Annotated in this window: 21 protein-coding genes; 10 read left to right on the top strand and 11 right to left on the bottom strand. The window is 50.5% G+C overall.

Annotation, left to right across the window (positions count from 1 at the left end):
- Positions 1 to 26 precede the first annotated feature (26 nt).
- Complete coding sequence (gene rfbD / locus IOB61_RS06390; protein ID WP_290813874.1) at positions 27 to 917, bottom strand: dTDP-4-dehydrorhamnose reductase; 891 nt, start codon at positions 915 to 917, stop codon at positions 27 to 29.
- Between the two features lie 1,642 nt (positions 918 to 2,559).
- Between rfbD and IOB61_RS06385 the strand changes: the two genes are divergently transcribed.
- From IOB61_RS06385 to IOB61_RS06365, 5 genes are all read left to right on the top strand, one after another.
- Positions 2,560 to 3,690, top strand: coding sequence for a DegT/DnrJ/EryC1/StrS aminotransferase family protein (locus tag IOB61_RS06385; RefSeq protein WP_290813871.1), 1,131 nt, complete (start codon positions 2,560 to 2,562; stop codon positions 3,688 to 3,690).
- Positions 3,691 to 3,756: 66 nt separating this feature from the next.
- Positions 3,757 to 4,728 (top strand): methyltransferase domain-containing protein, encoded by a 972-nt coding sequence (locus tag IOB61_RS06380; RefSeq protein WP_290813868.1) that lies wholly within the window; start codon positions 3,757 to 3,759, stop codon positions 4,726 to 4,728.
- 208 nt (positions 4,729 to 4,936) lie between these two features.
- Positions 4,937 to 6,397, top strand: a complete 1,461-nt coding sequence (locus tag IOB61_RS06375) for an AMP-binding protein (protein ID WP_290813865.1) — start codon at positions 4,937 to 4,939, stop codon at positions 6,395 to 6,397.
- A gap of 12 nt (positions 6,398 to 6,409) precedes the next feature.
- Positions 6,410 to 7,489, top strand: coding sequence for a hypothetical protein (locus IOB61_RS06370; RefSeq protein WP_290813862.1), 1,080 nt, complete (start codon positions 6,410 to 6,412; stop codon positions 7,487 to 7,489).
- A 4-nt stretch (positions 7,490 to 7,493) separates the two neighbouring features.
- A complete protein-coding gene (locus tag IOB61_RS06365) occupies positions 7,494 to 8,765 on the top strand; it encodes an acyl-CoA reductase (protein ID WP_290813859.1) in 1,272 nt (423 codons plus the stop codon).
- 103 nt (positions 8,766 to 8,868) lie between these two features.
- Here the strand turns inward: IOB61_RS06365 and IOB61_RS06360 are convergent, their stop codons facing one another.
- The 7 genes from IOB61_RS06360 to IOB61_RS06330 form a co-directional block, all read right to left on the bottom strand.
- Positions 8,869 to 9,621, bottom strand: coding sequence for an SDR family NAD(P)-dependent oxidoreductase (locus tag IOB61_RS06360; protein WP_290813856.1), 753 nt, complete (start codon positions 9,619 to 9,621; stop codon positions 8,869 to 8,871).
- A gap of 251 nt (positions 9,622 to 9,872) precedes the next feature.
- Entirely contained in the window at positions 9,873 to 10,466 is a 594-nt protein-coding gene (locus IOB61_RS06355; RefSeq protein WP_290813853.1) for a GNAT family protein, read from the bottom strand.
- A 45-nt stretch (positions 10,467 to 10,511) separates the two neighbouring features.
- Complete coding sequence (gene rfbA / locus IOB61_RS06350) at positions 10,512 to 11,384, bottom strand: glucose-1-phosphate thymidylyltransferase RfbA (protein WP_290813850.1); 873 nt, start codon at positions 11,382 to 11,384, stop codon at positions 10,512 to 10,514.
- A 32-nt stretch (positions 11,385 to 11,416) separates the two neighbouring features.
- The gene (gene rfbB / locus IOB61_RS06345; protein WP_290813847.1) at positions 11,417 to 12,475 is read right to left on the bottom strand and encodes a dTDP-glucose 4,6-dehydratase; all 1,059 of its coding nucleotides are present in this window, start codon (positions 12,473 to 12,475) and stop codon (positions 11,417 to 11,419) included.
- A 50-nt stretch (positions 12,476 to 12,525) separates the two neighbouring features.
- Positions 12,526 to 13,077, bottom strand: coding sequence for a dTDP-4-dehydrorhamnose 3,5-epimerase (gene rfbC / locus IOB61_RS06340; protein ID WP_290813844.1), 552 nt, complete (start codon positions 13,075 to 13,077; stop codon positions 12,526 to 12,528).
- Between the two features lie 184 nt (positions 13,078 to 13,261).
- A complete protein-coding gene (locus IOB61_RS06335; RefSeq protein WP_290813841.1) occupies positions 13,262 to 14,245 on the bottom strand; it encodes a hypothetical protein in 984 nt (327 codons plus the stop codon).
- Positions 14,246 to 14,361: 116 nt separating this feature from the next.
- Entirely contained in the window at positions 14,362 to 15,234 is an 873-nt protein-coding gene (locus IOB61_RS06330; RefSeq protein WP_290813838.1) for a glycosyltransferase, read from the bottom strand.
- Between the two features lie 638 nt (positions 15,235 to 15,872).
- On the opposite strand from IOB61_RS06330, the gene IOB61_RS06325 reads away from it, so the two are divergent.
- Both IOB61_RS06325 and IOB61_RS06320 read left to right on the top strand, forming a co-directional pair.
- Positions 15,873 to 16,706 (top strand): ABC transporter permease, encoded by an 834-nt coding sequence (locus IOB61_RS06325; protein ID WP_290813836.1) that lies wholly within the window; start codon positions 15,873 to 15,875, stop codon positions 16,704 to 16,706.
- A complete protein-coding gene (locus tag IOB61_RS06320) occupies positions 16,703 to 17,452 on the top strand; it encodes an ABC transporter ATP-binding protein (protein WP_290813834.1) in 750 nt (249 codons plus the stop codon). Before IOB61_RS06325 ends, IOB61_RS06320 begins: the two co-directional genes overlap by 4 nt.
- Positions 17,453 to 17,586: 134 nt before the next feature.
- Here the strand turns inward: IOB61_RS06320 and galE are convergent, their stop codons facing one another.
- From galE to IOB61_RS06305, 3 genes are all read right to left on the bottom strand, one after another.
- A complete protein-coding gene (gene galE / locus IOB61_RS06315; protein WP_290813832.1) occupies positions 17,587 to 18,576 on the bottom strand; it encodes a UDP-glucose 4-epimerase GalE in 990 nt (329 codons plus the stop codon).
- 72 nt (positions 18,577 to 18,648) lie between these two features.
- On the bottom strand, positions 18,649 to 19,779 hold the full coding sequence (locus IOB61_RS06310; protein WP_290813829.1) for an SGNH/GDSL hydrolase family protein: 1,131 nt from the start codon (positions 19,777 to 19,779) through the stop codon (positions 18,649 to 18,651).
- 30 nt (positions 19,780 to 19,809) lie between these two features.
- Positions 19,810 to 20,139: a hypothetical protein gene (locus IOB61_RS06305; RefSeq protein ID WP_157893772.1), complete on the bottom strand. Its 330-nt coding sequence runs from the start codon at positions 20,137 to 20,139 to the stop codon at positions 19,810 to 19,812.
- A 189-nt stretch (positions 20,140 to 20,328) separates the two neighbouring features.
- Between IOB61_RS06305 and gap the strand changes: the two genes are divergently transcribed.
- From gap to pgk, 3 genes are read left to right on the top strand one after another with little or no spacing between them, the layout of a single operon-like run.
- On the top strand, positions 20,329 to 21,336 hold the full coding sequence (gene gap, locus IOB61_RS06300; protein ID WP_290813824.1) for a type I glyceraldehyde-3-phosphate dehydrogenase: 1,008 nt from the start codon (positions 20,329 to 20,331) through the stop codon (positions 21,334 to 21,336).
- Positions 21,336 to 21,641, top strand: coding sequence for a hypothetical protein (locus IOB61_RS06295; protein ID WP_290813821.1), 306 nt, complete (start codon positions 21,336 to 21,338; stop codon positions 21,639 to 21,641). Before gap ends, IOB61_RS06295 begins: the two co-directional genes overlap by 1 nt.
- 2 nt (positions 21,642 to 21,643) lie before the next feature.
- Entirely contained in the window at positions 21,644 to 22,840 is a 1,197-nt protein-coding gene (pgk, locus tag IOB61_RS06290; protein WP_290813818.1) for a phosphoglycerate kinase, read from the top strand.
- Positions 22,841 to 22,868: the final 28 nt, after the last annotated feature.

Genomic DNA, 22,868 nt, shown 5'->3' with positions numbered 1-22,868 from the left:
ACGTTTAGATGTGTTCCATGTATGGTTTACGATTGGCGGCTACGCAAGATTTCTTTTACACATCCATCTATCGATTTCTCCCAATCCTGAGTTACCCCAAGACCAAGGCCTGAGAAAAGTGATGTGTTCAGTCGAGAATCCATAGGGCGGAGCACTTTCGATGGGAATTCCGCACTAGAGATACGCTCCAGTTTGGGGCGGGAGCCCGCGTACGTTTCTACAGCTTGAAAAGTTGCTTCTGCCAAATCGGCCCAAGACACGCTTGGCTCGCCACCGAAATGGAGGAGGCGGGGTAATGCATTTCCTTGAAACAGCTCCTGTAAGACAGCCACTGCAGCCGACGCTAAATCCCGTGCATCTGTCGGGTTGCCGCGCTGGTCGTCAACTACACGAACTAGATCACGGCTTAGCGCAAGATTCGTCATTGTGTTGACGAAATTGCGGTTATATGGACTAAACACCCAAGAAGTCCGTAGGATGGTTCCTCTGACCTCACTTTCAAGAAGCGCATGGTCCCCAGCTAACTTGCTATAACCGTAAACATTCAAAGGTCTACAGGGGTCGCCCTCGACATATGGGCTACCCTTTTGGCCGTCATAGGTGTAATCTGTCGAGATCTGAACCAACGGTATATCATGAGAGAGGCAATATTCGGCCGCCGTTCTGACCGCAATAGCGTTCACATTCATAGCTGGCCATAATGTACGCTCCGCCAACTCCACATCTGTGAATGCGGCTGCATTGATTATCCCAGCTGGCTTAAGTGACTCCAGGGTTGGCATAAGTCGACTAACGTCGTTCAGATCGCATTCTGCCCGACCGATACAGACAACGTCTAGGCCGATTTTCCCTGACAATATCCGCAATGCTGTAGCAAGCTGTCCTCGATTTCCTAGGATGCAGATTAACTTCGACATTCTTATTGGTACCAATCCGCAACGATGCTGAAAGTCCGACAACTGCCTCTTGAGATTCGTGTTTCGTCTCAACCTAATTAATCAGCTCATATTACATCTTGTCAGCACTTTGCTAGTCTGTTTGACGCGCAAGCAGTCATTAATTTCGTGCTAAACACCGAAGTTAAAGCTTGACCATATTTATAAGTTGCCAGCAGACAAACATGTTACCGTTAAGCAAGCTCTCTTGATACTCGTTGTTGTTTCTAAAAGCGTCACATTAGCCGTAACATCCCCAGCGCCTTCATCGAACCCGAGCAAAGGCGATCACTATCTGGTGCCTCAATTCTTCTTGGACGATTGGAGTCCAATTCCCCCGGTGAATGCAGCTGCTTTGATTGACGTTGCCTAGCATTAACATGCACCAACTCTCGTATCACAATGCAATGTCTGCGGCACAGATGCGATCCTAATTTGGTATGGCTCAAAGTGGTGGCGAGTAGGGCCTCCCAAGTCATTCGCCGGAACCGCAATCCGCAAGGGACTGATCCGGGGTTGGTAGTGGGGTACGTCGTTCCTGGCTTGTCCGACTTGCACGTTCGTTCGCAATCGTAGTGCGGTTCACTAGCAAGCTCGCGCTCGGTTTACGGTGACCAAAAATTTCGGGCTAACCCCAATGGGCGACGGCTCAATTCGATTAATTCGTGCTGCTGCTTCAGCGTCCGTAGTTAAGACCTTATTGATGCAGTCTATTGCACCCTTGAGAGTTAGCTGGTTGGGCAGGCGATATGTGGCAGTAAGTGTCGGTTTGGACATTGCTGGGGTTATCCTCAAGCTTGTCGTTGGTATTAAGCTAGGGAAGGGCATCGCCTTGCTAAGCGCAGGCGGATGGGCCAACTCAAGCTCTTTTGTGATCGCTGCCGCCTTGCAGACTAGCTCTTTGACGCCTGTCATGAAAGTGGTCACCGCAATTCCCTCAACCGTTGAAGCCCGAGCTCTTGTCCTGGAAATTGATGCAACCGCCATTTTCCCAGCTGTACCGTGGGTTGGAAACAGATTGGCCCAATTTAAGTTGGGCAAACGCCCGCGTCAGCCGAATAGACTCCTCTAGAAGCAGATATTGCCATCTGCTATGCGTATTCTGAAAAATCCTATGATCTTGGCATTGTCCCAAGCACACAGGCAGTGCAACATGCCCAAAGGCTCTAGGCCAAAGCGGCCGAACGATGGGTAGCAGTGCAGCAGACCTCGGCAGACATAGGTTTTATCAGAGTGGCGTAGGTCTCATGCCAGATGAACGCACGAATCGCAATTGACAAATATCTAAAGTTCAATTCCCCGTTAAGCACTGCTCACCTAATATCGGTCATTTAGGATTTTTAGGCGACCCAGTGGGACTGGGTCGCAGCGCCGCAGCGATTCATTCTGTCGAACCTGGATTTGAGTGACAATACACTGATGCAACACCTTAATACTGGAATTGGGTGGCACTTTACTGTTGATGCTTAAGTGTAAGAATATCTAAGTCCATCCGAAGCTTGGCTGATCAAAACATGCATTGGACGGGGCTATACAGCTTGCGCCTTGCGTCCACCAGTACAAACTCGCTATGACAAGCTTCTATCGCTGTTGTCCGAATCTGAAAAACTGAACGGAGATATAAATGTTTGAAAAAATTCAAGTTTTTACTCCCAAGTATCGGGTTGAAGAATGCTTGCAAGAAGTTCGCGAATGTCTGGAAATCGGCTGGACCGGCATGGGCTTCAAGACCACCGAGATTGAAAAGCAGTGGTGCAAATACACTGGGCTACCACATTCCCATTTCCTAAACTCCGCCACCGCGGCACTACATGTAGCTATTGCGATGTTTAAGCATTGCGACAAGTGGGAAGATGGCGATGAGATAATCACTACGCCTTTGACCTTTGTCTCGAGCAACCATGCGATCCTTTATGAGAAGCTCAAGCCGGTATTCGCGGACATCGACCGTCATTTATGCTTGGACCCAGTTTCTGTAGAGGCGGCGATTACTCCCCGCACGCGCGCCGTTATGTTTGTCGCCCTCGGCGGAAATACTGGGCAATTGAAGGCTATCGCTGAAATCTGCAAGCGGCATAAATTGCGCCTGATTTTAGATGCAGCGCATATGGCTGGGAGCCGCTTAGACGGGCAGGACCCTGGCCTTTTGGCGGATGTGACATGCTATTCCTTTCAAGCAGTGAAAAACTTACCGACAGCCGATAGCGGCATGGTTTGCTTTCAAGACACGAAGTTAGATGAAGAGGCTCGGAAGTTTAGTTGGTTGGGCATCAACAAAGATACGTATGCGCGGTCGCAAGCCGGCAATTATAAATGGAAGTATGGCGTCGAGTATGCGGGCTTCAAATATAATGGCAGCGCAATCATGGCTGGCTTGGCTTTAGTCGGCCTAAAATATCTTGACGAGGATAATACTCGCAGACGGGAGATCGCAGCTAAATATGATTCCCTTTTGGGCCAAGTAGATTGGATCGACCGAGTTGAAATGGCATCTGATTGTGTGAGTGCGCGTCACTTGTATCAAATCATGATTGATGACCGCGATTCTATGATCGAACATTTGAACAAGGCAGAGATATTCCCAGGCGTACATTACCGGGACAATACCGAATATGATATGTATGCGAATGGCGCTGGCTTGTGCCCGCGAGCGAAGGCCGCATCTGATCGGCTTCTGACCTTGCCAATTCACTTGCGCTTAACTGATGCAGACATTGAACGCGTCTCGGCGGCAGTGCTGTCGTTTCGGAGTTGAAAGTTCTACTATAATGGGGTTCAGTTGAGTTCCAATACTATACAAAGGGTGCAACTGTGAATGGTAATGAAAATTGAAATTGGTGCTACTAGATCAAGCAATGGCTACCTGAGCGTTGATGTTATAGATGGGGCCGATATCTTGATTGACCTTGAGAAGGGCAGGATTGCAATCGACGATGGTGTAGTGGACTGGGTGAACTGTTCGCATTTGCTCGAGCACTTGGATTTCGCTTCAGTCATCAATACTCTAGAAGACATCCACCGGATCCTCAAGCCCTCTGGGATAGTTTCGATTGTTTCACCGGATACGGATTCTAATGCATTTTGGAAAGGTTTTGTCGACCATAAAGACCTTCGGATGAATCAATACTTTTTTAAGAGTCTTTCAACTCAGCAAGTCAAGGGAAAGTTTGAAGGCTCTAGAACATTTATGGAAGATTATGATGGTTATGGATTTGGCATGATGCAAATCTACATGCCCTTTTCATTTGACTTTAAGTTAATGGCTGTCCGCGCCTTTCCAACTTATAAATACGCGGCCTCGACACAGGCTCAAATTTACAAATACCAAAGAAGCATTTCTAATGTAATTGATTCGTATAGAATTTTTTTGAAGCAAAACGATGGAAACTATAGCGAAGACTTTAATTACGAGAGCTGTTTCGCCCACCTTCCATTCAATGAAGTCTCGCGAGAGCTTGAAGGGATAGCACAATCCTTGCGTCGTTATAATGATATCGCCATGATCTACATAAGTAGTTTAGAGATGTTTTTCACCGACTTTTCGGACATTCTCCTAAACATGGAGATTATTGATTTTATTAAGCACCATGTTTTGGTCTTAGCGGAGATCTGCGAGCGGTATCAGAATCTCATTCAAAGTGTCGATATGAATTCTGGGAGGTTCAAAGACAACGTTGAATTCATGGAACGAAATTTAGAAATTGCCCGCGAAAGACAACATATACTATTGAATAATCGGGAGTATTACCATAGCTTTATTCAGAAAACGTTGGCTAGTGGAACCATCGATTAATTTGGCTTCGTGCCATCTTTAGATTGTAGAGTGAACCGGGGATTATGCAGCGGTGAATCGACGATCCTTTCCGGTGGTTATCGAAATCATAGAATCTGTGGAGCGCACGAGCCGATAAAAACAATGACTCTTATGCGTTAGACTTGTGGTATCGGTTCGCGTAGTGACGATCTAGACAACCTTCAAGACTATTCGAATAAGGCGTACCATGTCCGCACGACTAATGCTTCAGAACTTTATCCATCCAGAGGTGGCCGATGAGGTTGTTGCCATTTTGGGCCCGAACCAAGAGGCACCTTTCACCTATGGCATGCTTCGCGATCAGTCGAATTTTCTGTATCAGATTCCTCGAACACTCATCTTTGTGTTCGGGCGGAATTCTACAACTATTGCTGCGTGGACGGTCCAAGCACTCGATGCAAATCATGTGGTTGCACTCATTAATCCAGATTTGCCCAGCGGCCAAATAGAATCCTTGGTGGCTGCATACGAGCCACAATATGTTATATGTCCATGCAATGAGACATTGGATGCTTGGTCTATTAGGAGGCAGGCCAACGGCTTTGGCATTTTCCAACGCATGCAACACGCAGCACACGGCTTGGCTGATGGTTTGTCCCTTTTGTTGTCGACCTCCGGTACCACCGGGAATGCCAAAATGGTTCGCCTTTCCAAGTCCGCCGTCCTGGCGAACATTGGTCAAATAGGTCAGGCGCTGAACGTTACTCCTGCCGAACGGGCGCTTGGGCATCTACCGTTACACTATTCCTTTGGGCTGAGTGTTCTAACCAGTCATATCGCTTTTGGTGGGTCAATTGTGATGTGCGACGAGCCGATGACGTCTAAGCTTTTGTGGGAGGCTGTTCGTCAGTTTGAGTGCACATCCATTTCTGGTGTGCCAACCCATTTCGACTTGATGCGACGTCTGGGGTTCGAACGACTAAGAATTCCCAGCGTCAAAACATTTTGTCAGGCAGGTGGGCGCGCTTCGTTGACCCTCTTGGAGGAGTTGAGAGATGAAGCCAGGCGGCGAAATGGGAGGCTTTATGTCATGTATGGCCAAACTGAAGCAGGCCCTCGGATGTCTACATTGCCCTCTGAATGGGTTGATCAGAAATTGGGATCAGTTGGATTGGCACTCCCTGACGCACGTTTTGAGATCAAACCCCTAAAAGAACTGGATGATGTTAGTTCTGACGGCAGCGGTGAAGTGTTATATTTTGGCCCAAATGTAATGTGGGGCTATGCCGAAAACCAACTGGACTTATCGAAAGGTGATGAGGTTGGCGGGCATCTCGTAACAGGCGACATTGGAAGGCTGGATGAAGACCAGTGCCTTTGGATTACAGGTCGCGTCGCGCGCATAGCAAAAGTCCATGGGCTGAGAATTGCTCTCGACGAAATCGAGGCCAAAGCGGCGCAGTTCGGACGATGTGCGGCAGTTGAACTTAACGATAAGATTGGGGTTATGTTCCAGCAAGATACTGTTGCATCTGAGCTTCAACTTGGTCAAGAGCTAGCTAGGCAGGTAAGCGATTTGATTCAAGGCCTCGGAACTTTGCCTGTTGGCTCTGTTATTGTTGGTATTTGTGAGTCGCTCAGTGTAAAAGGAAGCGGTAAGCTGGATTATGCCGAAATACGTAAGCAAATGCTTGGTGAGACGCCTTAAATGACAACTTCCTTGGAACCCATTGATTTTTCTGCCCCTGTTTATGGTATTCCGCAGGCAGAGAAGGAGCGTGAGCTATTGCTCGCACTTAATGCCTTGACTCGATTTCATGCCAAGCACTGCCCTCCCTATGCTCGCCTGCTGAGTAGCTTGGGTCAAGGACATAGCATCGCTGAGAAGATTGTTGATGTTCCGTTTTTGCCTGTAGAGTTGTTTAAGAGCCACAACATTGCATCGGTTGAGACCTCTGAAGTCAAGATCAATATGACATCAAGCGGAACCACAGGGGCCGTTAGTAAAATCGCCGTAGATGGAGATACAGCATTGCTGCAAAGTAAGGGTTTAACCGCCACTATGGTTTCAATTCTAGGGCAAGCACGCCGACCCATGCTGATCGCCGATACACCAGAAGTTGTCAGGGATCCACGCTTGTTGACGGCCCGCGGTGCCGGGGTTTTAGGGATGATGCGTTATGGCCGAAACCATGTTTTCGCCCTTAATCCAGACCTTACTGCAAATCATGATGCGATCGCGGCGTTCGCTCGAGCAAACTCAGGCCAACCATCGATGATTTTTGGCTTTACCTTTATGGCTTGGACGGCACTGATCGATGCTGTTGGTAACGCACAATATGATTTATCTGGTGCAACACTGGTGCATTCAGGCGGATGGAAGAAGCTTCAAGACCGGGCGGTTTCAAACGAGGTATTCCGCGAAACTATGCGCGTGCGCCATGGGATAACCGATATCTATAATTTTTATGGCATGGTTGAACAAATGGGGACCTTGCATCTCGAAGGCCCCAATGGGCTCTTATCGCCGCCACGGTTTTCAGACATCATCATTCGAGATCCAAGGACGCTTCTACCAGTTGAAGATGGTACCCCAGGCATCATTCAAACCTTGTCCCTTATCCCACGTTCTTATCCAGGCCACTCGCTTCTGACAGGAGATTTGGGGGTTATCGAGGCCGTTGATACTGGGTTGGATGGTCGGATGGGCAAAGTGTTTCGCGTCCTTGGACGGTTACCAAAAGCAGAGTTGCGTGGCTGCAGCGATGTGTATGCCATTCCCAATAAGAAAGCTGCATAGAGCCATGGCAAACGATCAACTTGTTGGGGAGGGATTGGTACGAGGGAAATCCGACTCAATATCTTATCTTGTGCAAATCGTTGGTCAGAGCCGGGCCGAAGGCCTTAGTGATTGGCTATCCAACGCACACAATGCTCGTCGCAGGCCTTTCGATACTGGTGTGAAGTCGGCTTTAGCTCGTTTTTCAAAATGGCTCCTTGATCCTAATAATCACGGCGCAAACGGAGCTTATATGGCACTTGGCTTTTGGCTTCGCCCAGCTGCAATCGCCGAACAAGAGCGATCGTTTGAGGCCAACACGTCATCTAAACTAGTTGCGACACCAAGAGGGTTGGCCTTTCACTTACCACCAACAAATGTGGAAACGATCTTTATATATTCTCTAGCGCTTTCAATGCTTTGCGGTAATGTCAATATTTGTCGTCTCCCATCGCAACTTAGTGAAACCACACGCATTCTGCTTAAGCACTTTGTCGAAGCGCTGGTCGGTGGCGACGTTGATGGCATGTGCTTGTTCGTGACTTACGACCTGCAAACCAACGTAACTGCAGAGTTATCTAAACTAAGCGATCTCAGGATTATTTGGGGGGGTGATGCCAAAGTTCAGAGCATATCGACCCTACCTCAGAAACCTCGCGGGGTCACTGTTGGCTTCCCGGATCGCTACTCTTATTCCGTTTTGAATGCTGCAACCTATGGACTACTTGACGAAAAAGCGCGAAATGCCTTGGCGAGTGCTGCCTATAATGATATCTTTTTATTTGATCAGATGGGCTGTTCTTCTACTCAAGTGCAGTACTGGGTGGGTAAGAAGGAGCAAGTTACGCCTTTAGCGCGAGATTTTACGGCACGAATTTCTATTGCAGCCGCAAGTAAAGGCTATGAAATGGGGATGGCGGGCGCAGCTACAAAGCTTACTCAAGCCATGGGCCAAGTCCTAGATGGGCCTGTAGGATTGCTGGATACTACCGATATGATACTTATCGGCGTCCATCACGAACAGCCGCGTGATTTACGAGATAGTCGCGGCGGCGCAGGTATGGTTGGCATCATTCATTTGAATTCAGTTATGGAGCTTGCAGAGCTGGTCCAAGAGCGCGATCAAACACTGGCGACATTTGGGTTTGACGTTGAAACTCTTCATGAACTTGCAATTAAGATCAACGGACGCGGGATAGATCGGATGGTACCAATCGGCCAAGCACTGCAGTTTGACAGGATTTGGGACGGACAGGATCTGTTACGAAGTTTCTCTCGACTAGTGACAATCAGCTAGCGTTCTACCAGACAAGAAGAATCAATCTCCAGCCATCCAGCTTGGACTTACCAAAGTTCTCGGCACGCTAAAGATGCTTTCAAACTGGATTGTGCATTTAAGACTAAAGCCGCAGACCTCCGTCCACACCAATAACTTGGCCAGTTATAAACGACGCCTTGTCTGACAAAAGGAACGCCGTTAGGTTTGCGACTTCGGTTGCTGTGCCAATTCGGCGCAGAGCGGTTTGAGCAATCCGCTGATCCCGTTTCTCAGCCGCTAAGCCAAACGTCATTTCGGTTTCAATTAGGCCAGGCGAGACGCAATTGACCCGAATGTTATGGGGACCCAGTTCCTGTGCAGCAGAAAGCGTCAATCCGACAATACCGGCCTTTGCTGCACCATACACAGATTGCCCTGGTGCCCCGACAGTACCCATGATGGAGCCTGTGTTGACGATTGACCCTCGCTTTGATCGCATCATGATGCGGGTAGCGTATTGGAGGCATTCCATCGCTGCCAGAAGGTTCAAACCTATCCCCGTCTCCATCTTGGCTCGCTGAAACATCCCAATAACGCCGTCGACCAGCGCACCGGCATTATTTACCAAGCCATCAAGGCGTTTGATGTCGGTGGATATGAATTGAAATAGCGCCTTAATTTCGGCGCTGTTGCTCAAATCGGCCTGAAAAATATGTGCTAACCGGCCTGCTTGGCGCACAAGTTCTGCGGTTCCTTCCAGCCTCGATAGGTCGCGACCAGTCAGAATGATATCAGCACCTTGACCTGCCAAAACTTCCGCCGTCGCGACTCCGATGCCACTAGAAGCGCCGGTCACCAAAACTACGCGACCGTTAAGGGCTAGCTCAGAAAACATATTTGCCCACAATCTCAACAGCTTTGTGGAATGAGCTCATGTCGAGTACGTCGTCAGTATCTAGCATGATGCCGAATTCTTCCTCAATTTCCGAAACTAGAGTCAGATGGTTTAGGGAATCCCAGCCCCTAATCTCGCCATATACGATTGAATCTAGGATCACATCCTCTGGGAATTGAAAAGTGGAAATGAATATGCTCGCGAGTTTGACTTTTTGGTCGTCTGTCATGGAAGGACTCTGGGTCTAAGGTTTAGGGCTTACGTCCAAGAATTTGAACGATTTGCCGGGCGGTACGAGTTAATTTTGCCTTAAAGTCAGGCCATTGATCCCGTGTTAGGGCAAAGCAAAGTGATCGATGGACCTGATCCCCAATTTTGTATGTGGTCGAGCTTAGGCCGCGGTCTTCCAAACCACAAGATCTGTGAAATCCGATGACTTTCTCGTTCTGTTCAATGGAGTAGCCAAAAACTTCGCGCACATTGAGTACTTCAAAAGCATATCGATGCGATAGAAGTGATGTTTCAGGCGCAGCCAGCGACTTATTGGCAACTACGAAACGTCCCCATTCGATTAAGCCGCCGTCGCTGTCAGGTGCGTGCGCATAAAGGCCGGTTAAGCCAACAGCCAGGCCTGTTCTCCGGTCCTCTACAACAAAGTAATAATCACCAGGAAGTTGGTGTTGCCTTTGTATCCAGTTGCGTTGATCTTCTACAGTTCCGGGTAATGGCGGCAAGAACTTAGCGTTTTGCGGATTATTCCGTAAATCGAGCACGAAGCTAGCGTCAGCGGCCACGACTGGTCGTAGCCTGAAACCAATACCTTCAAGGGGGACACCGACTGCCAAGTCTTTTTCCTTCGACTACCAAATGGAACGGATACGGATGCATAGCTAGAACGGGCTTACGGCACGTCCGATTAGGTATTGCCCATAAGCCGTTGTGCTCATTGCCTTCCCTAGGGCTTCCAGCTGATTTCGATCGATGTAACCCTGTTCAAAGGCCACGTCCTCTGGGCACCCGACTTTCAGACCTTGGCGATCTTCCACGGCTCTTACAAATTCGCTCGCTTCGATTAAGGAATTGTGCGTGCCCGTATCTAGCCATGCATAGCCCCGTCCGAACTTTTGCACCGAAAGCGACCCTTGTTCCATGTACATCCGGTTCAAATCGGTAATTTCAAGCTCTCCTCTAGCTGAAGGCCTAACCGCCTTCGCCATTTCAGTAACTTGCTGATCATAGAAATAGAGTCCCGTTACCGCCCAAGGGGATTTAGGTTCAGTTGGTTTCTCTTCAATCGACAAAGCTCGGCCTTGGTTATCCACCTCGACAACGCCATAGGCGGTGGGGTCATTGACCCGATAGGCAAAGACTGTTGCACCCTGCTCTTGTGCCACAGCATTCGCCATTTTTGCGCTCATGCCGTCGCCGAAAAAGATGTTATCGCCTAGTACTAGCGCAGCGCGTCCTCCGTCTACGAACTTTTCACCTACTAAGAATGCATCTGCCAAGCCACGCGGACTTTCCTGAACGACATAGGAGAAGCTTACACCCCATTGGCTGCCATCACCAAGTAAGGACTGCATCAGCGGTGTATCACGGACTGTTGAAATAATCAGGATGTCGCGAATTCCCGCCAGCATTAGCGTCGAGATCGGATAATAGATCATAGGACGGTCATAGACTGGCAATAACTGCTTACAGACGGCTTTGGTGGCGGGGAACAGACGAGACCCGGAGCCACCGGCTAGAACAATACCCTTCATTATTTGATTCCTGCGTGGTTAGGGTGGCTAACTTAATGCTTGTCCGAAATAAGGCCCAATCGTTGACCTTGATAGTTGCCACTTTGAATGGCTCCCCACCATGACTGGTTATCGAGATACCACTGGACGGTCTTTTTCATGCCGGTCTCGAAGTTTTCCTCCGCTCTCCAGTTGAGTTCAGTTTCAAGTTTTGTCGCGTCAATTGCGTAACGCTGGTCATGTCCGGGGCGATCGGCAACAAAAGTGATCAGTTGGCGATAGCTTCCATTCGAGTGTGGGGCCATAGAATCAAGCAGGTCGCATAGCGTGTGGACGACTTGCATGTTCGTTCGCTCGTTACGTCCGCCCACATTGTAGGTTTCGCCTACGTTGCCTTGGTTTGCGATTAGTGTAAGCGCTCGCGCGTGATCGCCTACATAGAGCCAGTCGCGCACATTTGACCCGTCACCGTACACAGGTAGGGCCTCCCAGGCCAAGGCTTTGAGTATCATCAGCGGAATTAGCTTTTCCGGGAACTGATATGGCCCATAGTTATTAGAACAATTTGAAATTAAGGTGGGCAGACCATACGTGTGGTGCCATGCATTCACCAGATGATCAGAAGCAGCTTTGCTAGCGGAATAGGGCGATCTAGGTGAGTAAGGCGTTGTTTCCGTAAATAGGCCTTCCGCTCCTAAGCTTCCAAAAACTTCGTCGGTCGAGATGTGCAAGAACCGGAACGAACTCGCTTTAGAACTGGACAGATTACGCCAATAATTGGTCGCCGCCTGAAGCATAACGGTTGTGCCCATCACGTTGGTTTGTACAAATGTTTGGGGGCCGGAAATGGAGCGATCGACATGCGATTCTGCAGCAAGATGCATAACGAGGTCAGGTTGGCAGTCATTAATGGTCTTAGAAACAAGTCTAATGTCGCAAATGTCCCCCCTTACAAACGAATAATTGTCATATCTACGCAAGGGAGCATCTGTATCCGGGCTGCTTGCATAAGTTAACGCGTCGTAGTTCACGACGCTGTTACCATTGCCAACCAACTGACGGCAGAGTTCCGAGCCAATAAAGCCGGACCCACCTGTAACTAAGATTCTCATTCGATCACCTTTTCCGGTCAAGCCATAAACACTTCGGACGCGTTCGGATCCTAAACAAAGGGGCTGATAAATCCTGTAAACTTCTGAAGTAATTGATCTTTTTCAGATACAACCGCTTCCTCTTCACCCATGGGCCATTTGATTCCAAGTGCAGGATCTTTCCAGTGCAGGCCGGAATCCGAACTCGGCATATAGAGGCTCGAAACCTTGTAAGCGACTAGGCAGTTTGGTTCTAGCGTGCAAAAGCCGTGAGCGAACCCGCACGGTACATAAAGCTGCTCTCCATGCTCAGCGCTCAATTCAACAGCAACATGTTGACCGTAAGTCTTTGAACTTGCGCGTAGGTCGACGGCTACATCAAGAATGCGCCCGGCCTGAACGCGAATTAGCTTGGCCTGGTCGTATGGAGGATTTTGAAAGTGTAGGCCCCGCACGGTATAAATCTCTGTGGAGAGAGATACATTGTCTTGCAGAAAATTGGGCTCTATCCCGTTTTCTTGATACAACTTTGACGAGTAAGTTTCTGTGAAAAAACCTCTTTTATCACGAAAAAACTTTGGCCTAACCAACACAGGGCCCTGAATATCTAATTGTTCAAACATCGCTGGTCCCCAAAATTTTCGCCGCGTTCTTCTATCCATGACGTCGACGAATTGCAATACAAGGTCCCTCGCTAAAAGAAGGTTGGGGCCAGATTAATAGGCATTCGACACTCAGCAACCGGCATTAGATGATTCCAAAAGTTTTTCTGGCTAAATGCCTAAGGCAGACCGGGGACTTCGATTTTCATTGGGATACCTTTGACTTTAGGAGTTCAACGATTTCGTCAGCATCCTGTAGTAAAGGCGGTTCCGCATCGATCAAACTATTTTTGGCTATCGATAAGTTGAAATCCAAGATCAACTCCCGCCAGAACATGCATACTGGGTTTAAGTTGACGCCACTATTCAGCGCAAAAAGAATATTGGCGCGCGATAAAGGTCCCTCCGTTAACAGGCCCTGCTCGGTCGTTTGCTCGACTTTGCAGCGCCGCTTGAATGCGCTCTTTAAAGCGGAATAGGACACCACGCTGCGTCTACTAAGGTTGTTCTTCGCAAGCATTGCGCTTAATCTGAGTTCACCGCACAGAACCGCGTATTGGCGATCGCCGTCTAAGTTATAGGTTGCCCAAAAATTCGTAAAGCTAGGATGCTTGATTGCCCGCCCCGAAAAAACCATAAAGTAACTTTGCCCGTGTGGAAGTATTTCTAGGGATTCTGTCAAGGTCATCATGTCAATACTTGGATCTAAGCGCTGTATTACATCTGCAAGGCAACTATCCCAATTTCGGATGCTATCATTTAAAAACATTACGCGGGTACAGTTGTCGAGTATTCCATGAAGTTCGGCCCAATCTAGTCCGGTACGCCAAGAGCCAAAATCATGCCCCATATTGCGACGTACGATTGTCCAGTAAGGGAGAGGTTCTTCCGGAATCTGGGAGTGTTCAGTTTCATAATGGTCTGAAGTAAGGTCATCGACTGCCTTCACACGCAAAACTTTCCAGCCGTGTTCAATCAAGACCTTAATGGTCTTTTCCACCTGCTTGTTGTCCGTATTCGGACGGCAGTACTCAGCAAAAATCGCAAGCATGAGCGCTTTACCCGGCCAAGGCGGATTGGCATTAACATAAGAGATAGTTTTTAGGGCCATATCCGCCGGCGTTCGTCCTTGTATGGAGAGCGCGGTAATGCGCATTGCTATGCTGCGCCTCTTAACGTCAAGTCTCATAGCCTGCGCCTGCCTATGCCGTCGGTAAACCCGTAGTAGCTGTTGCCAAACCGTGCTTGAATCAGCTGACCGACCAGATACTTTAGAGGTTGCCAACTTCATTCCTCGTTATTAGCTTATTCAAAACGTCCGATTGCTGGTGGGAATCTTAATCCTATCTGCGAAGATGAACTGCCCCAGGCCAATGGAAAACAGGCGTCATAGGGCAAAATCTTCCACCAATACTTGAAAAAGGAGCTCCGGTCGCGCAGAATTTGCTTGGCGAAGGTTCCAGTCAAAGGGTCGCCACGGGAAGTAAGCTCAGGGTGCACCAGTTGAACTTCGGTATTTACGACTATCCTTAGGCCTAGCCCCTTTAAGCGGAGGCAGAAGTCTATATCATTGAGTTCTACCGCGAGCCGTTCGCAAAAGCCGCCAACTCTTTCAAAATCAGTTCGCCGAAATGCAATCGCGGCTCCCGTGACAGCCGAGGCAAGCCGCAATCCAGTCACTAAGCAGCTGTTGACCTTGTCTCGTGGGTTTCTTCCACGGCCGAAATGAGTAGCCAACCCTTCGCCACCCACCAAGACGCCGCAATGTTGCAGCGTGCCATTTTCATATAAAAGAATGGAGCCCACTGCCCCAACACTCAGATCCAGCAACGGCGCACAAAGCCTCAAAACTTGTTCTTTGCATGTTAGCTGAACGTCATCATTTAGTGTCAGAACGTTTTCTCTCCCGCTGGCGCGAACCCCTAAGTTTACCAAATGCGAGAAGTTGAAGTCGCCCTCTGCTCGAATAACCTTGACACCAAATCGACTTAACTCCTGCAAGGTTGCAACTGTTTCCTGTTTAGTCGAGGCATGGTCAACAATGATAAGCTCGCCGCCTTCGGCTACGAAATCCCTTAAGCCAGCCTGCCATTGCGCCTTTATGAGATCAGGTCGATCCTTGGAGGGAATTACTAAAGAGATAGTCTCCGGCCCCACCTGGTCTGGCGACGGTTTCACCGGAAGCTCCTTCAACAAACCATGCTGCCAAGCTAGCCGATAGAACAGTGCAGTCCAACCCAATTGAAGAACGCGGTACGCCCGCCAAAGGAAATTGCTGTAAAGCCCAGGACCTACCGTCCAGGCGCGATTGGCAGAGTTCGAGGATATCGACCATACAGTAAGTTGACTGATATTGATACCGCTTGGCAAGGGAATAACAGACGGAAAAGGCCCTAAGGCATGCGTTATATAGTGTCGTCTCTGATCACCAGTTCTCGCACAAACGATCAAGGTCTGACGTTTTGCAATACCTGGCCACAAAACAGCCAGTCTAAGACCCGGACTCGGAGACATTTCGCAGCGAATCAATTGGCGTTTGTTTTTGCTCATCGGGGGACCTACGCCTGAGAAGAAATCTGTAACAAGCTTTTCTGCCACTCTGCAACCTGGTGCGTTCGCTAAACCTTCTATGCTGAATCACTACCATAATTAAATAGGGTCGCATTTCGAAAGCAGTAAGATAGCGTCAGACAGGTTGCGGCTGTAAACCGGCTTGGAGTATGTGATGAACGTTAGCGTGTCGGTATAAGCTTTTTGGGACCTTACTGGATTAGGTGGCAACTTAGCTGCATTTTCAGAATCCAAATACGGAATCGTTGAGCAAGCTGAATGCTAGCCTAGAAATGGGGTTTAAATTGAGTTTCAGAACAAATACTTCCAAGTTCATGGATGGCTTTGCTCATACAAGCCTGTGGATTTATCTTGGTAATCAATACATTGAATCACGCTTCCGTCGCTCGGCGTTGGGGCCATTATGGTTTGTGATTAATGCCCTCGCTTTCTCGGTAATAGCGGGCATGATTTGGTCGGCTATCTTTGGCACCGATGTTCGCGAATTTATTCCAATGATTGGAATTGGTTTTGCGATTTGGGGTTTCATAATGGCTTGCTTCATTGAGGGATCGGGCATACTGGCGACCTCAGGAAACTTCATTAAGCAAATGTCGATATCGCACTCGACGCTGATTTTGAGAGTGGTTTATGCTCAAATTGTCTATCTGGTTATCGGATGTGCGGTTGGCTACATCGCATCCGTAGTTTTGGGGCGACCAACATCTATAGGTTCTTTGTTGTTCTTGCCCGGCTTCTTTTTGGTGGCGCTCGCGGGATTTTTCACGGCGACGGTGATGTCATATTTTGGGGCAAGATACCGAGATTTGAGCCACGGTTTAGGGGCGGCGTTGCAGGTATTGTTCGTTGCTACACCGATTATCTATCCCGCCGAAATCCTGATTAAAAAAGGCTATGGTTTGGCCGTCTATCTGAACCCATTCCATGCCTGGATCGAAGTGATTCGTGTGCCTTTGATGAAGGGCGTATTGGCTGATCCGGTAAATTATGTGTCTTTAGTCATCTACTGTGTGGTCGCTGGCTTAATCGCCTGGCTTCAAATCGGTCGTTGGTCTTCAAAGGTGGTGTTTTGGGTATGATCGGGATCGAATTGCGTGGTGCCACGGTAGATTTTCCGTTGGTCGGACCTGAATTCTTCAGTTTTAAAAAAAGCCTGTTGTCTCATCACCGACCGCTCATTGAACACGTCCGGGCAGTGAATAATGTCAGCCTGACCATAAAGGAAGGCGAGCGCGTGGGGTTAATCGGCGCGAATGGCGCTGGTAAGACAAGTTTGCTTAAGGTATTGGCTGGTATTTATCCGCCTACTCGAGGTAAGGTCATGATCAAGGGGAAGGTGAGTGCCTTGTTTGACCTCACGACGGGTATGGACATGGAGTTAAATGGGGTTGAGAATATCAAGTTGAGGCTCATGCTCCTTGGCTACCGGGGGGGCAAGATTAATCAATTGGTCGAGGAAGTCATAGATTTTGCGGAGCTGGGTGACTTCATCCACATGCCAGTGCGGACTTATTCAAGCGGAATGTTCGTAAGGCTTTCGTTCGGTATTTGCACAGTTATGGCACCTGAAATTCTGGTTTTGGATGAGTTTCTCGGTGCAGGTGATGCGGCCTTTGCCAAGAAGGCTGAAACCAAAGTTAGGTCCCTGATGGATTCCGGTAATATTGTAATTGTGTCCTCACATGCACTTTCTGGTATTACCGCCGAATGCACGCGCTGCATTTGGATTGATAAAGGTCGATTACGTGCGTCTGGCCCGCCGGCCGAAATTGTTCAAGAATATTTGGCTACCGCCACCGCTGCGCGCGAAGATGATCTGGTTTAAGGGCGACTGGCCTATGGTAGCATTTTAAATTGCGATTCAGGTTCGTTCGCCAAAAATCTTGACCGATGTTTTTGACTTATTCTGCGTTCGCCCTCTCTGGGCGAGGACCCTTGTGATCATTCAAAGGGCGGTGCCTATTTGCGCTTTTCCGTCAGATGGCGTTCCCAGGCCAAAGCTGCCGCGACAATATCATCCAAGTTCTCATACTTGGGCTTCCACGGCATCAGGGATTTGAGGTGGGCCGAATTGGCAACCAAGGACGGCGCATCGCCTGCCCGACGCGGCGACATTTTTGCCTGGATTGGATGGTTCAATTGCTTTTCCAAAGAAGCCAGGACTTCTAAGACTGAAGCCCCTTTGCCATAGCCGCAATTGGCGATGACATTGGCCCCGCCCGCCAAGAGATGTTGCGCAAGCAGCACATGGGCATCGGCCAGATCACTCACATGAATATAGTCGCGAATACAGGTACCGTCTGGGGTGTCATAATCGGTACCAAAGACTTCCATGCTTGGCCGTTGGCCCGTGGCCACTTGGCAGGCAACCTTGATTAAGTGGGTTGCATTCGGGGTGCTTTGGCCCGTGCGACCCTGTGGGTCGGCGCCGGCCACATTGAAATAGCGCAAGACGCCAACTGATAGGCCATGGGCGGCCGACATATCGGCAAGCATCAATTCGGTCATTAATTTGGATTGACCATAGGGGCTGAGGGGGCCCTTGGGTGCCGCTTCATTGAGGGGCTCTGCACTGCCTGGGGCATAGACGGCGGCGGTTGAGGAAAAGATGAATGCCTTTACGCCAGCCTTTACAGCTTCTTGAATGAGGCCCAAGCTCTTGACGGTATTGTTTTCATAATAGAGGCCGGGGTTCACCACCGATTCCGGCACAACGATAGAGCCAGCAAAATGCATGATCGCGTCGATCTGATGGTCGCTTAAGGCTTTTGCTACGGCCGTGCGGTCGCCAATATCGGCCTCAATCAAGGTCGCATGGGGGGGCACATTTCGCGCCACACCCGTGGATAGATTGTCCAGCACAACAATTTCATAGCCTGCATCCACACAAGCCCAAGCAGCGTGGCTGCCAATATAACCTGCCCCACCGGTGATTAAAATCTTAGTCAAATCGATGCTCCTAGAATGTTGTTTGGCGGGTTCGGCCTCTAAGCCGAACGATTTGAAACGCGTGGCCAGCTATTAGCCATACTTGCTTGGCCAGCCAAGCGCTGCAAACCGCTGACCCATGCGCTCTTGGCCTGCAGCATTGGGATGCAGATGGTCTGGCAGGTCCGCTTCATCGGCTGCCCCAAACAGGGTGAGGCCATCGAGGTAGGCAAGGTTGGCATCGCCGCCATTTTGCCGACGTGTAATGACATCTGAGATGATGGCCCGCGATTCAACCAAGGTCAGGGCACCATCAGCCGCACTGTGAGGCCGCTCCGTCGTGCCATAGCTGGCCAGGCTGTCGCGCATCAGGGGGCCAACGCGAGTCTCAAGTAACGGGCAGAAGATGGGCGAGATGACAAGCAGGGGGACATCGGGCTTGCCCTCGCGAATTGTATCTAAGAAGCTGTGCAGGGCGCTGGCGAAGACGCGCCGTCGCATGGTGTCAGCACCAATGATATTGATCCCGACTTCTAGGCTGATGGCATCAAAGTGCCCATCGCGCAGGCTGCGGGCGACAAAGCCGTCCAAGTGGCATTGGCCCGCCAAGCCAATATTCATCAAATCATGGCCCAAAGCGCGCGCGGCTATGGCAGGCCAGGTCCAAGACGGGCCCTTGGCTTCCATGCCATGACTGATGGAGCTGCCATAATGGGCCCAGCGCAGACCACTCGGCTGTAGGCTCGGGAGAAGTTGTGCCCCGTCTGAGATCGATAATTCGAGAAGCTCCACTTGCGCCGATTGAGGCAACCAGAGTTCAAGCGCTTTGTGCCCAGCACCCAGATCGTCAAAAAAGATTTCAGAGGCATTTCCGGGCACAAACGAGGGACCGGTCGGGGTAACAAGGATTGTATGCCCAGAGCTGGCCTCGGTTGAGGCCTTTTGGACCCCATCGACAGAGAGGTCGAAGGTCACCGGCCGTCGCGGCGTGCCGGCGAGTTGAATGCCAGTCTCAAGCACCTTCAGCGAGAGTGCTTCGGCATCGGTCGTAAAACACAAGCGCACGCCGCTTGTCATACCAACCATCAGGTCCACCGCCGGATCAGGCGATTGCGCCCACGTCCACGCAGGCAGGCGCCATGCTTTCAAGCTCGATGGGGTTCGCACGACATGCATGGCCCCGCTTACGGACAAGGCGGCATGATCAAGCGGGACGGACTGCATCTGCATGGCTTCATTCGTCCGCTGGTTTGATCAGAGGGGGGTGAGGGCTGCCCGGATGTCGCCCATCGCATCTTTCAATGCGGTGCGGGCCTCTTCAACCGCGCGTTGCAATTGGGCTTCGCGCGCCTTTGCTGCGTCTAATTCTTCTTGCAACAGGGGATTTACGTCTGGTGTTGCCGGATAGCCGCGCGTTTCTTGCGCCTCGCGCAGGCCAGCTTGGTGGCCTTCTTCATAACCGGTCCGACGCGCTGTGTCGGTGACGCGCGCCATAGACGCCGCCAAGGCTGTTTCAAGGCGCGACAAGGCACTGTCGAAACGGACGAGAGTTTGATCCAGCGGAGGAGGTTTTCCAATGCTCATGACAAATCCCATAGCTTAGTCCTGCCAAAACCCCAAATCATCGGCAAGCAAACAGTGCCATTGGGTGGACGATTCGATAGATGATGGCTATAGCGACGCTACAAATGGCGTGGGCACTTTATACATGCCATGTTCCAGCAAAATAGGGCGAAAGCGCCTTGATTTTGTAGTTTTACTACGGAGATTAGTATGAGCGTGCGCGTCGCGATCAATGGATTTGGCCGGATTGGCCGCCTTGTTTTACGGTCCATCATCGAGAATGGACGAGATGATATTGAAGTGGTGGCGATCAATGATTTGGGACCTGCCGCGACGAATGCGCACCTGTTGAAATATGATTCCGTGCACGGTCGTTTTCCCGCCAGTGTCAGAGTTGAGGGCGACACGATTGTCGTCAATGGCAAGCCTATCAAAGTAACCGCTTTGCGCGACCCCGCAACTTTGCCCTGGGGCGAAAACAAAGTTGATATCGCCATGGAATGTACGGGCTTGTTTACCGCCCGTGATAAGGCTGCGGCTCATTTGACCGCTGGTGCCAAGCGCGTTTTGATTTCCGCCCCCGGTGAACAATCAGACAAAACCATTGTGTATGGCGTCAATCATCAGTCCCTCACCAAGGATGATTTGATTGTCTCCAACGCCTCCTGCACCACCAATTGCTTGGCTCCCGTTGTGAAAGTCTTGAATGACGCCATTGGCATCGACAAGGGCTTCATGACCACCATCCACTCTTACACGGGTGACCAGCCAACCTTGGATACGATGCATAAGGATTTGTACCGGGCACGTGCGGCGGCTCTGTCCATGATCCCAACCTCAACCGGGGCAGCCAAGGCAGTCGGTCTGGTTCTGCCTGAATTGGCAGGGCGTTTGGATGGCGTGGCTATCCGCGTGCCAACGCCAAACGTCTCGTGCGTGGACTTGAAGTTTGTTGCCAAGCGCACCACCACGGTCGATGAAGTCAACGCCGCAATCAAGGCCGCCGCTGATGGCCCGTTGAAAGGTGTCTTGGGCTATACGTCAGACCCCAATGTCTCGATCGACTTCAATCATGACAGCCATTCATCGACCTTTGCTTTGGATCAAACCAAAGTGATGGACGGCACGCTGGTACGCATCCTGTCTTGGTACGATAATGAGTGGGGCTTCTCGACCCGCATGAGCGACACCGCCATCGCTATGGCCAAATTGATCTGATGGATGTGACTGAACCCAAGCCTGATTTCACCCCGTCGCGCTTCATGAATGGCCTTGTCGAGGCAGGTTTGGTTACGGCCACACTTGTCCTCGCCCTCTTAGGTCTATCTTGGTGGGTTGCTGGTGTGATGATCGGCTTGGCCAGTGGCTGGTGGGGGTTTGTGCATAGGCGTCGCCTCAGTGGCATGCTTCGTGCGAACCCCGCCAAAGCAATCGGCACCGCAACTCTGGCCATCGTGTTCATCGTTTTTGTTCACGGCCTTGGATTTGGTTTAGGTGCGGCATTTCACGCGTTGATAGGGTAAAAATGACTTTTCTATCGCTCAAGACGGCGGATCTTCAAGGCAAACGCGCCTTTGTCCGCGTTGATTTCAATGTCCCAATGCAAGACGGTGTGATCACCGATGACACACGCCTCCGCGCCGCGTTGCCGACGATTGCGCTTTTGAGTGAGAAGGGTGCGAAAGTCATTCTCGCCGCGCATTTTGATCGCCCCAAGGGTAAAGTCGTGCCAGCCATGTCCTTGGCACCCATTGTCCCTGCCCTTGCTGCCCTCTTGGATCGACAAGTTGCCATCGCCGCTGATTGCGTCGGCCCTGTCGCAGAAGCCGCGGTCGCGCAATTGCAAGCAGGCGAGGTGCTGTTACTGGAAAATACCCGCTTCCAGCCGGGTGAAGAAAAGAACGATCCAGAGCTGGCTAAGGGCTTTGCGCGTCTGGCTGATATTTATGTGAATGACGCATTCTCTGCCGCCCATCGCGCCCATGCCTCAACCGAAGGCTTGGCGCATTTACTGCCTGCTTATCCGGGGCTGTCGATGGCCCATGAGCTGGATTATCTCGATAAAGCGCTTGGCAACCCAACCCATCCCGTGATGGCCGTTGTGGGTGGAGCGAAAGTGTCCAGCAAGATTGATCTGCTTCAGAACCTTGTTTCAAAGGTCGATATTCTGGCGGTCGGTGGTGGGATGGCCAATACTTTCTTGGCCGCACGTGGGGCCCATGTCGGCAAGTCCTTGTGTGAGCATGATCTCCTCGACACCGCGCGCGCGATTGAGGCGCAGGCAGCAAGCAATAAGTGCCAAATCCTGCTTCCAACCGATGTCGTGGTGGCAGAAGCCTTTGCCGCCCATGCCCCGCACCGCACGTGCGAGATTGGCGATGTAAAGGACCAAGAGATGATCCTGGATGCCGGGCCAAAATCGGTTGCTGCTTTGGCGGCTGCCTTAGAGACGGCCAAGACTTTGGTTTGGAATGGTCCTTTAGGCGCATTTGAATTGCCACCTTTCGACATTGGCACGATGGAAGCCGCCCGTACGGCTGCGGCGCTCGCGCGCTCAGGTCGCCTTGTTGCCGTCGCAGGCGGTGGCGACACGGTCTCGGCGCTCAATCAAGCCAAAGTTGCTGATGACTTCACCTTTGTTTCAACCGCCGGCGGTGCCTTCCTCGAATGGATGGAAGGCAAAGCACTGCCGGGCGTCGAAGCCCTTAAACACCCATCCTAACCCAACTATATATCCAAGAGGACTGTTA

It is taken from the genome of Aquidulcibacter sp. (assembly GCF_020253525.1).
GTDB lineage: Bacteria > Pseudomonadota > Alphaproteobacteria > Caulobacterales > Aquidulcibacteraceae > Aquidulcibacter.
This window is presented reverse-complemented; position numbering and strand designations above follow the sequence as displayed.

Excerpts from the sequence above, each read along its gene's own strand:
- gap (WP_290813824.1), top strand. The coding sequence starts at position 20,329 with ATGAGCGTGCGCGTCGCGATCAATGGATTTGGCCGGATTGGCCGCCTT.
- IOB61_RS06360 (WP_290813856.1), bottom strand. The coding sequence starts at position 9,621 with ATGTTTTCTGAGCTAGCCCTTAACGGTCGCGTAGTTTTGGTGACCGGC.
- IOB61_RS06375 (WP_290813865.1), top strand. The coding sequence starts at position 4,937 with ATGTCCGCACGACTAATGCTTCAGAACTTTATCCATCCAGAGGTGGCC.
- rfbC (WP_290813844.1), bottom strand. The coding sequence starts at position 13,077 with ATGTTTGAACAATTAGATATTCAGGGCCCTGTGTTGGTTAGGCCAAAG.
- rfbB (WP_290813847.1), bottom strand. The coding sequence starts at position 12,475 with ATGAGAATCTTAGTTACAGGTGGGTCCGGCTTTATTGGCTCGGAACTC.
- IOB61_RS06310 (WP_290813829.1), bottom strand. The coding sequence starts at position 19,779 with ATGCAGTCCGTCCCGCTTGATCATGCCGCCTTGTCCGTAAGCGGGGCC.
- IOB61_RS06305 (WP_157893772.1), bottom strand. The coding sequence starts at position 20,139 with ATGAGCATTGGAAAACCTCCTCCGCTGGATCAAACTCTCGTCCGTTTC.
- rfbA (WP_290813850.1), bottom strand. The coding sequence starts at position 11,384 with ATGAAGGGTATTGTTCTAGCCGGTGGCTCCGGGTCTCGTCTGTTCCCC.
- IOB61_RS06385 (WP_290813871.1), top strand. The coding sequence starts at position 2,560 with ATGTTTGAAAAAATTCAAGTTTTTACTCCCAAGTATCGGGTTGAAGAA.
- IOB61_RS06320 (WP_290813834.1), top strand. The coding sequence starts at position 16,703 with ATGATCGGGATCGAATTGCGTGGTGCCACGGTAGATTTTCCGTTGGTC.
- pgk (WP_290813818.1), top strand. The coding sequence starts at position 21,644 with ATGACTTTTCTATCGCTCAAGACGGCGGATCTTCAAGGCAAACGCGCC.
- rfbD (WP_290813874.1), bottom strand. The coding sequence starts at position 917 with ATGTCGAAGTTAATCTGCATCCTAGGAAATCGAGGACAGCTTGCTACA.
- IOB61_RS06335 (WP_290813841.1), bottom strand. The coding sequence starts at position 14,245 with ATGAGACTTGACGTTAAGAGGCGCAGCATAGCAATGCGCATTACCGCG.
- IOB61_RS06365 (WP_290813859.1), top strand. The coding sequence starts at position 7,494 with ATGGCAAACGATCAACTTGTTGGGGAGGGATTGGTACGAGGGAAATCC.
- IOB61_RS06380 (WP_290813868.1), top strand. The coding sequence starts at position 3,757 with ATGAAAATTGAAATTGGTGCTACTAGATCAAGCAATGGCTACCTGAGC.
- IOB61_RS06295 (WP_290813821.1), top strand. The coding sequence starts at position 21,336 with ATGGATGTGACTGAACCCAAGCCTGATTTCACCCCGTCGCGCTTCATG.